The organism is Sporolactobacillus pectinivorans (assembly GCF_002802965.1).
GTDB lineage: Bacteria > Bacillota > Bacilli > Bacillales > Sporolactobacillaceae > Sporolactobacillus > Sporolactobacillus pectinivorans.
This window is the reverse complement of the sequence record NZ_NXGA01000001.1, coordinates 1,768,007-1,781,881: the sequence shown is the minus strand read 5'-3', so window position 1 is coordinate 1,781,881 and position 13,875 is coordinate 1,768,007. Positions and strand designations below refer to the sequence as shown.

At 45.5% G+C, this 13,875-nt stretch carries 11 protein-coding genes; 3 read left to right on the top strand and 8 right to left on the bottom strand.

Annotation, left to right across the window (positions count from 1 at the left end; translation table 11 throughout):
- The first annotated feature begins 248 nt into the window (after positions 1-248).
- Positions 249-1,160, top strand: coding sequence for a COX15/CtaA family protein (locus tag COP04_RS08480; RefSeq protein WP_239984808.1), 912 nt, complete (start codon positions 249-251; stop codon positions 1,158-1,160).
- Between the two features lie 451 nt (positions 1,161-1,611).
- Here the strand turns inward: COP04_RS08480 and pyc are convergent, their stop codons facing one another.
- The 3 genes from pyc to COP04_RS08465 form a co-directional block, all read right to left on the bottom strand.
- Positions 1,612-5,055, bottom strand: coding sequence for a pyruvate carboxylase (gene pyc / locus COP04_RS08475; protein ID WP_100487573.1), 3,444 nt, complete (start codon positions 5,053-5,055; stop codon positions 1,612-1,614).
- Complete coding sequence (locus COP04_RS08470; protein WP_100487572.1) at positions 5,036-6,199, bottom strand: FtsW/RodA/SpoVE family cell cycle protein; 1,164 nt, start codon at positions 6,197-6,199, stop codon at positions 5,036-5,038. The genes pyc and COP04_RS08470 overlap by 20 nt, the downstream gene beginning before the upstream one ends.
- Positions 6,200-6,336: 137 nt before the next feature.
- Positions 6,337-6,603 (bottom strand): Fpa/YlaN family protein, encoded by a 267-nt coding sequence (locus COP04_RS08465; RefSeq protein ID WP_420852785.1) that lies wholly within the window; start codon positions 6,601-6,603, stop codon positions 6,337-6,339.
- Between the two features lie 233 nt (positions 6,604-6,836).
- Here COP04_RS08465 and COP04_RS08460 point away from each other — a divergent pair, with 233 nt between their 5' ends.
- Positions 6,837-7,043, top strand: a complete 207-nt coding sequence (locus COP04_RS08460; protein WP_100487570.1) for a YlaI family protein — start codon at positions 6,837-6,839, stop codon at positions 7,041-7,043.
- A 184-nt stretch (positions 7,044-7,227) separates the two neighbouring features.
- Here the strand turns inward: COP04_RS08460 and typA are convergent, their stop codons facing one another.
- Positions 7,228-9,081, bottom strand: coding sequence for a translational GTPase TypA (gene typA / locus COP04_RS08455; protein WP_100487569.1), 1,854 nt, complete (start codon positions 9,079-9,081; stop codon positions 7,228-7,230).
- A 195-nt stretch (positions 9,082-9,276) separates the two neighbouring features.
- Between typA and COP04_RS08450 the strand changes: the two genes are divergently transcribed.
- Positions 9,277-9,456 carry a DUF5325 family protein gene (locus tag COP04_RS08450; RefSeq protein WP_100487568.1) on the top strand — a complete coding sequence of 60 codons (180 nt, stop codon included), beginning with the start codon at positions 9,277-9,279 and terminating at the stop codon, positions 9,454-9,456.
- A gap of 15 nt (positions 9,457-9,471) precedes the next feature.
- On the opposite strand, the gene COP04_RS08445 is transcribed toward COP04_RS08450, so the two are convergent.
- The 4 genes from COP04_RS08445 to COP04_RS08430 all read right to left on the bottom strand — a co-directional run bounded on the left by COP04_RS08445 (position 9,472) and on the right by COP04_RS08430 (position 13,871).
- Complete coding sequence (locus COP04_RS08445) at positions 9,472-10,308, bottom strand: inositol monophosphatase family protein (protein WP_100487567.1); 837 nt, start codon at positions 10,306-10,308, stop codon at positions 9,472-9,474.
- Between the two features lie 190 nt (positions 10,309-10,498).
- Positions 10,499-10,687, bottom strand: a complete 189-nt coding sequence (locus COP04_RS08440; RefSeq protein ID WP_100487566.1) for a hypothetical protein — start codon at positions 10,685-10,687, stop codon at positions 10,499-10,501.
- Positions 10,688-11,193: 506 nt separating this feature from the next.
- A complete protein-coding gene (lpdA, locus tag COP04_RS08435; protein WP_100487565.1) occupies positions 11,194-12,603 on the bottom strand; it encodes a dihydrolipoyl dehydrogenase in 1,410 nt (469 codons plus the stop codon).
- Positions 12,604-12,605: 2 nt separating this feature from the next.
- Positions 12,606-13,871, bottom strand: coding sequence for a dihydrolipoamide acetyltransferase family protein (locus COP04_RS08430; protein ID WP_100487564.1), 1,266 nt, complete (start codon positions 13,869-13,871; stop codon positions 12,606-12,608).
- Positions 13,872-13,875: the final 4 nt, after the last annotated feature.

The following is a 13,875-nucleotide window of genomic DNA, read 5'->3' as shown; positions in this document are numbered from 1 at the left end:
TGAAAAGCAGAAATTTGTCTTTAATTTGGCACAATGATATGTGTCACACTTTTGCCGGACAGATGCCCTAAATCATGGACTAAATTTCGACAATAATAATATTTAAGATAAATGGAACTTGATAACTCTCTAAATTCAAGCTAATCTGTTAAAATGAAAGGTGGGTTTGTTTCAGAAACGATGTACTTGGTTATGATCAGATTTTGAAAGCAGCAAACATGAAATTGGACTAAGGACGGTGATGCATATTGAAGAAAGACCGTTATTTTAGACTATTAAGTCTTGCCGCTGCGGCAGCTGTCCTGATTGTTGTCCTAATGGGCACTCTGGTAACGAATACCGGTTCAGCTTATGGTTGCGGTCATAACTGGCCGCTTTGCAACGGGCAGGTCATCCCAACGGCGCAGGTACACCAGACATGGATTGAGTTCAGCCACCGGGCTGTCTCAGGAATCGCGTCTATTCTTGTCGTTATCCTGGCCATTTGGGTATGGATTCGTTTAAAAAATGTCTGGGAAGCGCGTTTTCTCGCCATTTCGTCCGTATTTTTTATTTTTCTCCAGGCGTTTCTCGGCATGGGTGCCGTTGTCTGGGGTCAGTCGTCTGTCGTGCTGGCGCTTCATTTCGGCATTTCATTGCTTTCCTTTTCAAGCAATTTGTTGATTGCTTTTATTGTCTGCGAGGAAACTTTGCCCCGAGCCCGGCGAATTATCCCGCCGCTGCACAATGGCATGACATGGAATTTTATTTTGCTCGGCATCTATACTTATATTGTGATCTATTCCGGTGCATTCGTCCGTCATACAGAATCAAGCTTAGGCTGTACTGATTTTCCACTCTGCAACGGGCATGTTTTCCCAGAACCGCTGATCAGCAAAGCGGGTGTCCAATATCTTCATCGTCTGCTGGCATTGATCCTTCTCGTCTGGGTGATCCTGACGCTGGTTCGCTGTCTGAGAAACTATCAGAACGCGCCGAGCCTTTCGACTATTCTATTTGTATCGCTGATCCTAGTTTTACTTCAGGCGGTTTCAGGTATCTTTATTATTGAAACTAAAATGGCGCTGATTTTTCTGCTGCTTCATGCCCTGTTTGTCACCGGATTTTTTGGTCTGCTGACGATTCTTGTCATGCTGGGCCTGAGGCATTATAAACGGTGAATGACCGTGTAAGCAGAATGTTGCCCTAAAATTTCATAAAAATGATGAACCGGAGAGAAAAATGAGCGAATTTTTCTCTCCGGTTCTTTGTTCTGATGGAAGAAACAGGAACAGCCTAAAAAAACAGTCAATCTTTTTTAGTTTTAAGGAATCATTTATTTCGAATTATTCTCATTGCAAAGTAGATCACAATGATCCCGAGAACGAGGATTATAATGCCCGGAATGCCAATGCTTACGCTATTACAAAACACCTTTCAGCTTGTTTAATGATGCAGCTCTTCCGTTCTTAAGCGAGCGCCATTAAAAAATTGCTTCATTATTTTTGTTGATAATTTCTGTTTTCAGTCTTTTTCTAATAAGCTTATAAGCTTATTAGAAAAGGAGGGGCTGATCGCTCCTCCTTTGTCTGCTATTTTTATCACTTCATTGGCCATGATCAGGCTTATCTGTCATTTCAGTTCAATCATCAGATCCCCAGTCTCAATCACGTCATTCTCTCCAACGTAAACCTTCTTAATTGTGCCGTCATTGGGCGCCTGAACAGTTGTTTCCATTTTCATCGCTTCAGTAACAAGCAAGTGATCGCCCTTTTTCACACGTTCACCGGAAGAAACAAGAACCTTCACGACTGTTCCCGGCATGGAAGCCCCGATCTGATCCGGATTATTTTTATCAGCTTTAGCATGCGCCACGTCGGTCGACTGCACATTCATATCTTTGATCGACACTTCACGCGGCTGGCCATTAAGTTCAAAATAACATGTACGCATGCCGTCTTTCTGCGGATGGCCGATCGAAATCAGTTTGACAATCAGCGTTTTTCCTTCTTCAATATTTACGGCAACTTCCTCACCCAACCGCAAACCGTAAAAAAAAGTGGGTGTCCCAAGCACACCGATTCTCCCGTAAGTCTCGCAGAAGTGGAGATAATCCGTATAAACCTTTGGATAAAGTGCTTCGGAAAGCACTTCACACGCAGCAAATTTCCGATCGAATTTTTCCTCCAGTGTTCCCTTGATTTCGTTGAAATCAACAGGATCCAAAAATTTTCCCGGACGGTCGGTCAGTGGCTTTTTGCCCTTCAGAATAATACTTTGCAATTCTCTTGGGAAGCCCCGATAAGGCTGTCCAAGCTCTCCCATGAAAAAGTTGACGACAGAATCTGGAAAGTCCAGCTTTTCTCCCCGTTCAAAAACATCATCTTCGCTTAGGTTATTCTGGACCATATAAAGCGTCATATCACCGACGACCTTCGATGACGGGGTGACTTTGACAATATCGCCGAAAAGAAGATTGACGCGTCGGTACATGTCCTTGACTTCTTCAAACCTCTCCCCCAGTCCGACAGCAATGGCCTGCTGACGAAGGTTGCTGTATTGGCCGCCGGGCATTTCCAATTTATAAATTTCAGCATTCGATGTCTTCATGCCGCTCTCAAAAGGAAAATAATATTGGCGAACCTTTTCCCAGTAGTGGCTGAGTGATTCAAGGGCGGAAATAGCTATATCCGGTTTCCGTTCATGACTGCCAAGTGCATAGTAAACCGAGTTTGCACTCGGCTGGGAAGTCATGCCGGCAAGAGCTTCGACTGCGACATCGACAATATCTACGCCCGCATCAATGGCGCGGACATAAGTGTAGACCCCGTTTCCGCTTGTGTCATGTGTATGGAGGTGAATCGGTATCGAAACAGTATCTTTCAGTTCAGAAATGAGGCGGTAGGCAGCTTCCGGTTTCAGCAGCCCGGCCATATCCTTGATGCCCAGAATGTGGGCACCGGCTGACTCCATGTCTTTAGCCAGTTTTTTATAATATTCAAGATTATATTTTGTCCGTGCCCCATCGAGTATATCGCCTGTATAGCACATCGTCCCTTCGGCGATCTTTCCGCTTTCAATGACTGCCTCCATTGAGACGCGCATGCCCTCCAGCCAGTTCAGGCTGTCAAACACGCGAAAAACATCTACGCCTTCTTTGGCAGCTTCACTGACAAAAGCTTTAATCAGGTTATCGGGATAGTTTTTATAACCGACGGCATTCGACCCGCGAAGCAGCATCTGCAGAAGGATATTCGGCATTTTTTGGCGTATTGCCCGAAGTCTGGCCCAAGGATCTTCACGCAGGAAACGATAAGCCGTATCAAAAGTCGCCCCGCCCCATGCTTCTTCAGAAAACAGGTTAGGCAGCAAATGGGCGGTCTGCGCCGCTACACGGACAATGTCCTTACTGCGCATTCTTGTTGCAAGAAGACTCTGATGCGCGTCCCTGAAGGTTGTATCTGTCAACAGGACATGCGGTTGCTCCAGAATCCACTTTGATATACCCTCAGCACCCAGCTGTTCCAAAATTTGTTTTGTACCGGATGGAAAGCGATCAGACAGCTTGATCTCGGGAATCGGCGGCGCATCAAACACCGGTTTCTTATTTTTTTGTATACCAGGATAACCGTTGATTGTAATATTGCCAATATAAGTCAGCATTTTAGTCCCGCGGTCGAGGCTCTTTTCAAATGAGAAAAGCTCAGGAGTCTCATCAATAAACGTTGTCGATACGTTTCCTGAAAGAAAAGCGGGATGCTGGACCACATTGATCAAAAAGGGAATATTGGTTTTTATTCCTCTAATCCGGAACTCTTTAAGATTGCGAAGCATTTTTGCCGCAGCACCTTTGAAAGTCATCGCCAGAGTAGAAAGCTTCACAAGTAAGGAATCATAGTAGGGCGTGATCACCGATCCCGTAAAAGCGTTGCCGGCATCAAGCCGGACTCCGAAACCGCCACCGCTTCGGTAAGCAACAATCTTACCGGTATCCGGCATGAAGTTATTGGCAGGGTCTTCTGTCGTTACCCGGCACTGGATGGCATAGCCGTATGTGTGGATTTCTTTCTGCTCCGGAATGAGAACCGGATCTTCATGAAGGCCGTACCCTTCAGCAATAAATATTTGAGATTGAACGATATCAATGCCTGTGATCAATTCAGTGATCGTGTGTTCAACTTGAACGCGCGGGTTTACTTCGATAAAGTAAAAGCTTCCCGTCGGAACAACTAGAAATTCGACGGTCCCGGCATTGAGATAATGAACGCTTTTCATCAGGTTTACGGCAGCTTCACATATTTCGAGGCGCAGTTTTTCTCCAAGCCCACGGCTCGGAGCAACTTCGACAACTTTCTGATGGCGGCGCTGCACCGAGCAGTCCCTCTCGTAAAGATGCACTGTTTCTCCGGAATCATCGGCAATGACCTGAACTTCTATATGGCGGGGATTATCCAAATACTTTTCAACGTAGACGTCTTCTTTACCAAAAGTCTGTTTCGCTTCAGAAGAAGCACGGGCATAAGCTTCATCCACACTATTTTCACTGCGGACAATACGCATGCCGCGTCCACCGCCGCCAAGAACGGCTTTTATAATGATCGGGTAGCCATGTTCCGCGCCAAAAGCCTTTACCTCATCCACAGACTTAACCGGCCCGCCCGAACCGGGAATAACCGGTATCCCTGCACTGACAGCTGCTTCTCTGGCTGCAGACTTATCACCAAAGGTTACCAGATGTTCAGATTTCGGCCCGACAAAGATAATGCCCTCCTCCTTGCAGCGTCCGGCAAATTCTGCGTTTTCAGAAAGAAAACCGTACCCGGGATGAATGGCATCTACTTGGTGCGCTTTGGCGATCTCGATGATGCCTTCAATATCCAGATAGGCTTCGATCGGTTTTTTATCTTTACCGACAAGGTAAGACTCATCCGCTTTATAGCGGTGATAGGAACCAATATCTTCCTTGGAATATATGGCAACTGTCCGGATACCCAGTTCATTGCACGCACGGCAGATACGAATCGCTATCTCACCGCGATTGGCAACAAGCAGTTTTTTAATCGTACGCTTCAACATTCTCTCTCTTCCCTTCTGTTGTACTGGACGTCCTCTTCATATTGACAAACGCAGAAATATTCATCAGAACACAGATTGAAAAAACCATAACAACCAATGACGAGCCGCCGTAGCTGATGAACGGCAGAGGTACTCCGGTAAGCGGCAGCAAGCCAGTCGCAACGCCCAGATTGACAAGAGTCTGCACCGCCACCATGCTGGAAATACCTATTGCAAGCAGGCTGCCAAAGACATCTTTACAGCGGATTGCCGTCACAAATCCACGAAAAACCAGATAAGCGATACAAAGCACCACAAAAAGAACGCCGATCAGGCCCAGTTCTTCTCCAATAATCGCGATGATAAAATCTGTCTGCGGCTCGGGCAGAAATCCTGTTTTTTCAATACTTCTACCTAGTCCCTTTCCAAGCAGACCTCCGGATGCAATAGCAATATAAGAATTAATCAGCTGCCGTCCTGTCGAATTTGCAACGGCAAAGGGATCATAGGCCGCTGTAAACCTTCCAGCCTCATTGGCTGATAACAACTTCGTAAAATAAAGATAAACAAGTATACCGCTTCCGCCCATAAGCCATATAAGATGTTTCATTTTTAACCCGGCGCAAAGAATCATCGCAAAGGAAATGGCAATGATAATCATAGCGGTCCCCAAATCCGGTTCTTTAGCAATGATAACAAAAAAAACAGACACAACAATCAGAGGAGGGGCGACGGATGTCGAAAATTTTGAAATTGTCTTTTGTTTATTCGAAAAAACTGATGCCAAATAGAAAATGATCGTAATTTTGACAAATTCCGACGGTTGAAGATTAAAAAAGCCGATATTTAACCAGGACTGCGCGTTGTTTGACGTACTGCCTGCGAAATAAAGCAGGATGAGCAAGCCCAGCGAACAAATAAGCAGCGGTTTTACAGCGGACCGATAAGCCTGGTAGGGAACCAGAAGGCCGATCAAGCCAAAAAAAGCGGCACCGACAAACCAGATCATCTGGCGGACAAAAAAATAATCCGGCGATGCATTTTTATAAATCAAGGTGGCCCATACTGAACCGGCACTGTAAATCATGATCATGCCAAAACTGATCAGGAGCATCATCACTACAAGAAAAGAATAATCGTAATGCAGAAAAAGCTTTTTAATCATACGGCTCACCCAGTTCAATCATTTCCAAGAGAAAAAGTTGCAAAACATACAGAAAAAAAACCCATTCTCAGCAAAATAATTGCTGAAAAAAAGCCCAAACTGCCCCCTTGAAAGAGGGATGGAGTTTGGGCAATCATTTATTTCCGCGTTGATGCCTCATGAAGAGCAGAGACTTGCCTCTCTAAAGAACTCAATAATTCTTTACCCTCATCGGCACGCACAAGGCCTAAACGAACTGCAAAATCAATCTCACGTGAAAGGCCGAACATTTGCGTGTCCAGCACTTCTTCGTATAGAGGACACTGGGGCAGTGTCAAATTCTCCATCTGCACCCCTATCAGCTTCAGAATTTTCTGCGCATCGGCCTGCAGCAATTCGTAGGCTTTTTCACGTCGGCCTACCATTATTTCAACGGACAATTTGATCCCCCCCTGTTACCTTAATTTTTCCTATTTTTAATCTTACCTTCTACACTCTTAAAAAGCAAGAATAATCATGGACAGCAAATGAACCCCGGGTTGTACTTTGCCTGGCCTCCCACAGAATTAAGAAGGGCGAGCATTCATTTATTTATGGATAAATTTCGCCTAAACTTCTGAAAACTGTTATACTAAGATTCGTTGAAGGGGGTTATCCCATGAAAGTTAAATGCGTGTTATGTGAAAAAGTCTGCCATCTTGATGATCAGTCTCCGCTTGCCAAGCGTCTGAGAAACCGTCCGATTCATACATTCATGTGCAATGACTGTTACAGCAGAATAAGTGAACGGACACGGGCTCGTTGGGCGACGGGCAAATTCACACTCCATCTCCCAGCTGATGATAAAAAAAAATTAAGCCGCTGATAGAGGGCATTCGAAAAATCACAGAATGATCATCGGCGAATCGCTTCGTCACCTCTTTGATCGGACTCTGCCGATAAAATGATGCAGCTCACCTTGATTTTTATAGTTTACTAATAGAAAGAAGCGTCTGCGGGAAACTGCAGACGCTTCTTTCTATTATCTTCCGACTGAATCTCAGTAAAAATCAACCGTTGAATTTCGGGATTTTGCTTCCCCGTCTTTCGTAACGCTCACGTTCACCCTTATTTAGGATTTTCTTGCGCATTCTGACACTTTGAGGTGTGATTTCACAATACTCGTCGTCGTTCAGATAGGATAACGAGTCTTCAAGTGACATTTTTCTTGGTTCTTTCAGTGTAACTGTGAAATCCTTATTTGACGAACGAACGTTGGTTGCATGTTTAGCACGTGTTACGTTAACGGTCAGGTCATTTTCACGATTGTGTTCACCAACAATCATTCCTTCGTAGACATTGACACCCGGAGCGACAAACATTTCGCCGCGTTCTTCAAGTGCTGCAAGTGAATAGGCTGTCGTCTGGCCCTGATCCATAGAAATAAGCACACCGGACCTGCGCCCGCCGATCTCTTCCCTGATAAATGGGGCAAAGTGATCAAACGTATGGTTCATAATACCATATCCGCGAGTATCCGCCATGAACTGGCGATTGTAGCCAATCAGGCCGCGCGAAGGGATCATGAACACCAGCCGCGTCTGCCCCGGCTGCTCCTGCCTCATATCCTTCAGTTCAGCTTTGCGCTGGCCAAACGATTCAATAACCGCCCCAACATACTCTTCCGGAACGTCAATTTGTACTGATTCATAAGGCTCGCAAAGCTTCCCGTCAATCTCTTTTGTAATGACTGTCGGTTTGGAAACCGATAATTCATATCCTTCACGACGCAAAGTTTCAATTAAAATTGAAAGATGCAGTTCGCCTCGCCCGGAAACGATCCAGGAATCATGAGAATCTGATGCAGACTCAACTTTCAGGCTGACATCGCGCTCCATTTCAGCCATCAGCCGGTCTTCAATCTTCCGGCTAGTGACATAATCCCCTTCCTGTCCCGCAAATGGGCTTGTATTCGGCAGAAAAGTCATTTTCATTGTTGGTTCATCAATCCGGAGCGGCGCAAGAGGGTCGATTTTATTCACGTCATTAATCGTATCGCCAATATCAATGTCAGAAATACCGGTGATCGCGATAATATCTCCAGAAGACGCCTCCTGGATTTCATATCTCTTCAAAGCATGATAGCCAAACAATTTTGTAATTCTGAAATTCTCCACACTCTTGCCACCATTTTTTACAAGAGCGGCTTCTTCGCCGACCTTAATCTGGCCGCGATAAATACGTCCGATTCCAATACGTCCTACATAGTCATTGTAGTCGAGCATCGTCACCTGGAACTGAAGGCCTTCATCGCGATTGTCAACCGGAGCCGGCACTTCTTTCAGAATCATGTCCAGAACAACACTCATATCCTGATCGACGTGTTCCGGATCAGTTCCTGCTACACCGTTAACCGCAGAGGTGTAGACAACCGGGAATTCAAGCTGGCTTTCGTCGGCACCAAGATCAATAAACAAGTCTATGACTTCATCCACAACTTCCTTTGGCCTGGCCATCGGCTTATCAATCTTGTTTACGACGACGATTGGTTTCAGATGCTCCTCCAGCGCCTTTTTCAAAACAAACCGTGTCTGTGGCATGCAGCCTTCATAAGCGTCTACGAGCAGCAGCACACCGTCAACCATTTTCATGATGCGCTCAACTTCGCCGCCAAAATCAGCATGCCCTGGGGTGTCCACAATATTTATTGTATGATCCTTGTACGTGATGCTCGTGTTTTTGGCTAATATGGTAATGCCGCGTTCCCGTTCAATTGCATTTGAATCCATCGCACGAGTCTGGATGTGCTGATTCGCGCGAAATGTTCCTGATTGCATCAATAGCTTGTCTACCAGCGTCGTTTTGCCGTGGTCGACATGTGCAATAATAGCAATATTTCTTAATTCTTCCCTGCGTTTTGTCATTTCTTCTTACTCTCCTCATTTCCAATAACTTTCCATATCCGAAACGTACACATGCAAATTATTCTCTCACAATGAAACCCACTTTGTCAATTCCTGTATAGCACTTGAAAACTTTTTTCATGTCCCATTTCGGTAATCAAATGTTGTACATTTTGTCTGTTCAATTTATGATAAATGCAGGAGGTGTTAACCATCATGCGCAGTCTGTTTTTCTTTCTCGCCTTACTCGTCGTTGTTAGCTTAATTGGCGTTGGCGGCGGCATCGCTTACGGCAATCCGCTCGTTACGTTATCCAGCGTTTTTGCCGTAATTTTGTTCATGTGGCTGGGTTTCTTCGTAAAAAGCCGCCTGCAGAAATCCCAGAAGAATAAATAATCAGGTATCGTTTCTTTAGAATTGTGGCGGCTCTTTCAGAAATTTTCCCGCGGCCACCTGCGCCTGGATATGATTTTCAATCTCATGATGCAGAAAACGGCCTGACGTAAGAACGGACGTCCGGGATAGCAGATTAATCGGGCTTCCGTCAGCCCTTGTTGCAATGCCTCCGACTTCACGAATCAGGATCAGGCCTGCAGCGTAGTCCCATGGAGACAGACGCATTGTAAAATAAGCGTCAATGATTCCGGCAGCAACATAGGCAAGTTCGATGGATGCCGCTCCGTAAGCTCTTGTTCCGCTGCTTCTGCGTATAATATCAGTTAAAATATCCGGATCAATCCGCCTGTTCGGTTTGATCCATGACATGCTGAGATCGATCAGCGAATCTTCAACTTTTATCGGCTGCAAATTCAATAACCTTTGCTGATTACGATAGGCACCAAAACCACTGATGCAATGAAACAGCTCATTAGCCATAACATCATAAACAAAGGCGGCTTTCCCTTTTCCGTTTTCATAAACACCGATCGAAATGGCAAAGAAGCGTTTTTGCATAACATAGTTCAATGTGCCGTCGATCGGGTCAACAAACCAGAGCATTCCATCAAGATTCTCAGGGGCATCGCCAAACCCCTCTTCTGAAATCACTTTGCTATCAGGGTAGCTTTCCCTGATTTTTCCGATCAAAAACTGCTCTATGGTTTTATCCATATTAGTCACTAAATCGTTATAGGCTGTTTTGACACTCACTTCAAGCGGTGATGAAAGGGAAGACCTCAGTTTATTCCCTGCCTGCAGAATCCACTCAACTACGCTATCGTGAAGTTCACGCCAATCTTTATGATCCATATTCATTCCACTCTCCTGACTGGACTGGTCGCTGTATCGAATGGCACAAAACTCCCCCGATGCTTCGCTTTATTCGCTACAACGCTCACAAATAGATAGTAACGCATTTCTGCTAAAAAAGAAAAAATCACCGCCTGTCAGCGATGATTTATTTAACGGCTATCAGCAGCCAATGCAAATATGGATGCCTTCAGATCTCAAGCAGGAGCATTTCCCGTCTTAGTTCCTCCAGCTTTTGTTTGCATAACTCTATAGTTTTCATATCCTTTTGAAGCAGTGCGTCATGCAAGGTCGCCAGTTGGGTATCAATTTCCTTTCTCACAATCGGAATTCTTTTTTCTGCGTCTCTTCTGCTAAGTGTTTGATTGATTTGATTCATCGTTGCCGCCACATCCCTTCTAAGTTTTCATTTAAAGGGCGCTCAATGGACCTGACTTTTCAAAAGGCCGCTTCGCTTAATTTTATTGTTTATTCATTTTATGCGGACCGGGCTTCCTTATTGCTTATTAAATCCCTGTTTTTTAAAACGCCTGAACCCATTTTTTCAGAGATTATCAAAGAAAAGCCATCATAAATCCATGGCGGTAAGTGAAAAAAAACTGACGAAGAATGAATATTAACTGCGCTTACACTATAAATCATTTAAATTTTTGTGGTTTTTTGCTTTTTGCTTTTTGCTTTTTGCTTTTTGCTTTTTGCTTTTTGCTTTTTGCTTTTTGCTTTTTGCTTTTTTTTATAGTATGGCTTTGTTAAACATGTCTGTTGTTTTCCGCTCCAATCAACGGAGGACAAAAACAACATTGAATTTAAACATAGCCTATAGTATAAAAAACCAGACGGATAAGTAACTTCTTAACCGTCTGATCACGTTTAATTTCAAATGATTCACTTAGCAATATGAATGGGTTTTCCCAGAGCCACTTCGGCCGCTTCCATAGCCATTTCGCCCAATGTTGGGTGGGCATGGATCGTCAAAGCGATATCTTCAGCAGTCATTCCGGACTCAATGGCAAGCCCGAATTCCGCAATTATGTCGCTTGCATTAGTACCGACAATCTGGGCGCCAAGGATCAGTCCGTCTGACGCACGGGTGACAAGCTTCAGAAAGCCGTCAGGGTCACCAAGCGATAGCGCGCGCCCGTTTGCCGCAAACGGAAACTGGCCAGTTTTTATTTCGTACCCTTTTTTCACTGCTTCTTCCTCAGATAAGCCGACTGAAGCAATTTCCGGATCTGAGAAAACGACCGCCGGCATTGCCCGGTAATCAACTTCAGAAGGTTCTCCGCTGATTGCCTCAGCGACCACTTTCCCTTCGTAAGAGGCTTTGTGTGCAAGAGCAAGGCCGGGTACAATGTCGCCAATGGCATATATTTTATCATTGCTGGTTTTTCCTTGTTTGTCTACTTTGATCAGACCTCGATCTGTTGTTTCAACTTCCGCAAGGTCAAGACCGATTTCTTTTGTATTCGGCCGTCTTCCAACGGTAACCATGACATAGTCCGCATCAAATATTTGGAGAACACCTTTAACTTCGGCTGTTACTTTTACACCGGTTGACGATTCCTCCACACTTTTTGCCAGCGCCTCAGTGTAGACAGTCACACCTTTTGCCTTCAGCTTCTTCTTGACAGGGGCAATCAGCCGCTTTTCAAATGCCGGCAGGATTGAAGGTGTTCCTTCCAAAATAACCACTTCTGTGCCAAATCCGGCAAAAGCGGAACTGAGTTCAATGCCGATATATCCACCGCCGATGACAACCAGTTTTTTCGGTACTTCTTTCAATGCCAGAGCACCGGTGGAAGAAATCACCCGATCGCTCCATTTAAATCCGGGAATTTCAATCGGAGTTGATCCTGTAGCAATGATGCAATGATTAAATTTAAAGCGTGATGATTCATACCCATGATTGACCCGGACGACATCCGGTTCGACAAACAATGCCTCGCCTTCCACAAGTTCAATACCATGCGCTTTAAAAAGCCCTTTCACGCCACTGGTCAGGCGGCCGACCACTTGTCCCTTCCATTCCTGCACTTTCAAAAAATCAAGAGATACATTTTCAGCCTTGATGCCGTATGCATCTGAGTGTTTGACCTGTTCATAGCGATGACTCGCAGAAATAAGCGCTTTAGACGGGATACAGCCAACGTTCAGGCAGACACCGCCAACATACTCACGCTCAATGACTGTCACCTTCTGGCCAAGTTGTGCAGCACGGATGGCCGCCACGTAGCCCCCCGGTCCTGCTCCTAATACAATTGTGTCAACTTCCGTAGTGAATTCCCCGACAACCATCTTTACCCCTCCAAAATAAGGCGTTGTGGATCGTTTAACAACCCTTTTATTTTGTTCATTGCCCTCTGAGCCGTTGCACCGTCAATCAGCCGGTGATCAAAGCTCATAGACAGAGCAAGCATCGGTGCAGCAACGATTTCGCCATTGCGGATGATGGCTTTCTCCGCGATTCTGCCGACTCCCAATATTGCTGATTCCGGCTGATTAATGACAGGGGTAAACCACTGGCCGCCCTCAGAACCAATATTTGAAATCGTGCAGGTCCCGCCCTTCATATCTTCCGGTGCCAGTTTGCCGAGCCGGGCTTTTTCCGCCAGTCCAGTGATTTCTCCGGCCAGCTCATACATCGATTTGGCCTCGGCGTGTTTCAATACTGGAACAACCAGACCCGTGTCCGTATCTGTAGCAATCCCGATATTGTAATAATGTTTATATACAATTTCACCGTGTTCTTCATCCAGTGATGCGTTAATGGCCGGGAACGCCTTTAATGCAGCGACCAAAGCCTTAATAATATAGGGCAGATAAGTCAGCTTAATGCCCCGTTCAGACGCTTCCTGCTTAAACAGTTTTCTGTGGGCCACGAGTTTATCCACATCGACATCGTCCATCAAAGTAACATGCGGAGCGGTTTGTACTGAGTGGGTCGTAGCTTTGGCAATCGCCCGGCGAATGCCAATGAACTTCTCACGCGTTTCAGGGAATTCAGCCGGAACCGCAACCCGGGCCACAGTTGATTGTTCTTCGACAGATGGACGGGTTTCATTTTCTTGCTCGGAGGGGCTTTTCAAACCAAGGTCGATGTCTTCTCTGAGGACACGCCCGTTTTTACCTGATCCATGTATGGAATTTATGTCAATACCCTTATTCCGGGCATATTTACGAACAGAAGGCATGGCAATGACTGCCCTTTCAGAGGTGACCTTTTTCTCTGCAGCCGTCTGGCCCGTCTCCGGACTATCCTGATATTTTTCGGTCTTTGCTTCAACCGCAGGCCCCTCTTCCGGCAGATCCGGAGCTTCGTCGCCTTCATCCGATTCGAGTGTCACAACAACGGTTCCGACTTCTACTGTCTGACCTTCCTCCGCATTCAGCTCCAGAACTTTTCCGTTAACCGGTGACGGAATTTCAACTACCGCCTTATCATTCTGAACCTCAGCAAGCGCATCGTCTTCCTTCACCTCATCTCCCGGCTTGACAAACCACTTCAAAATTTCGCCTTCATGGATTCCTTCGCCGATATCCGGCAATTTAAATAAATAGGCCATGGCG

What these genes read in the sequence shown, in the direction of transcription:
- pyc (WP_100487573.1), bottom strand. Translation starts at nt 5,055, where the DNA reads ATGTTGAAGCGTACGATTAAAAAACTGCTTGTTGCCAATCGCGGTGAG.
- COP04_RS08470 (WP_100487572.1), bottom strand. Translation starts at nt 6,199, where the DNA reads ATGATTAAAAAGCTTTTTCTGCATTACGATTATTCTTTTCTTGTAGTG.
- COP04_RS08465 (WP_420852785.1), bottom strand. Translation starts at nt 6,603, where the DNA reads ATGGTAGGCCGACGTGAAAAAGCCTACGAATTGCTGCAGGCCGATGCG.
- COP04_RS08460 (WP_100487570.1), top strand. Translation starts at nt 6,837, where the DNA reads ATGAAAGTTAAATGCGTGTTATGTGAAAAAGTCTGCCATCTTGATGAT.
- typA (WP_100487569.1), bottom strand. Translation starts at nt 9,081, where the DNA reads ATGACAAAACGCAGGGAAGAATTAAGAAATATTGCTATTATTGCACAT.
- COP04_RS08450 (WP_100487568.1), top strand. Translation starts at nt 9,277, where the DNA reads ATGCGCAGTCTGTTTTTCTTTCTCGCCTTACTCGTCGTTGTTAGCTTA.
- COP04_RS08445 (WP_100487567.1), bottom strand. Translation starts at nt 10,308, where the DNA reads ATGGATCATAAAGATTGGCGTGAACTTCACGATAGCGTAGTTGAGTGG.
- COP04_RS08440 (WP_100487566.1), bottom strand. Translation starts at nt 10,687, where the DNA reads ATGAATCAAATCAATCAAACACTTAGCAGAAGAGACGCAGAAAAAAGA.
- lpdA (WP_100487565.1), bottom strand. Translation starts at nt 12,603, where the DNA reads ATGGTTGTCGGGGAATTCACTACGGAAGTTGACACAATTGTATTAGGA.
- COP04_RS08430 (WP_100487564.1), bottom strand. Translation starts at nt 13,871, where the DNA reads ATGGCCTATTTATTTAAATTGCCGGATATCGGCGAAGGAATCCATGAA.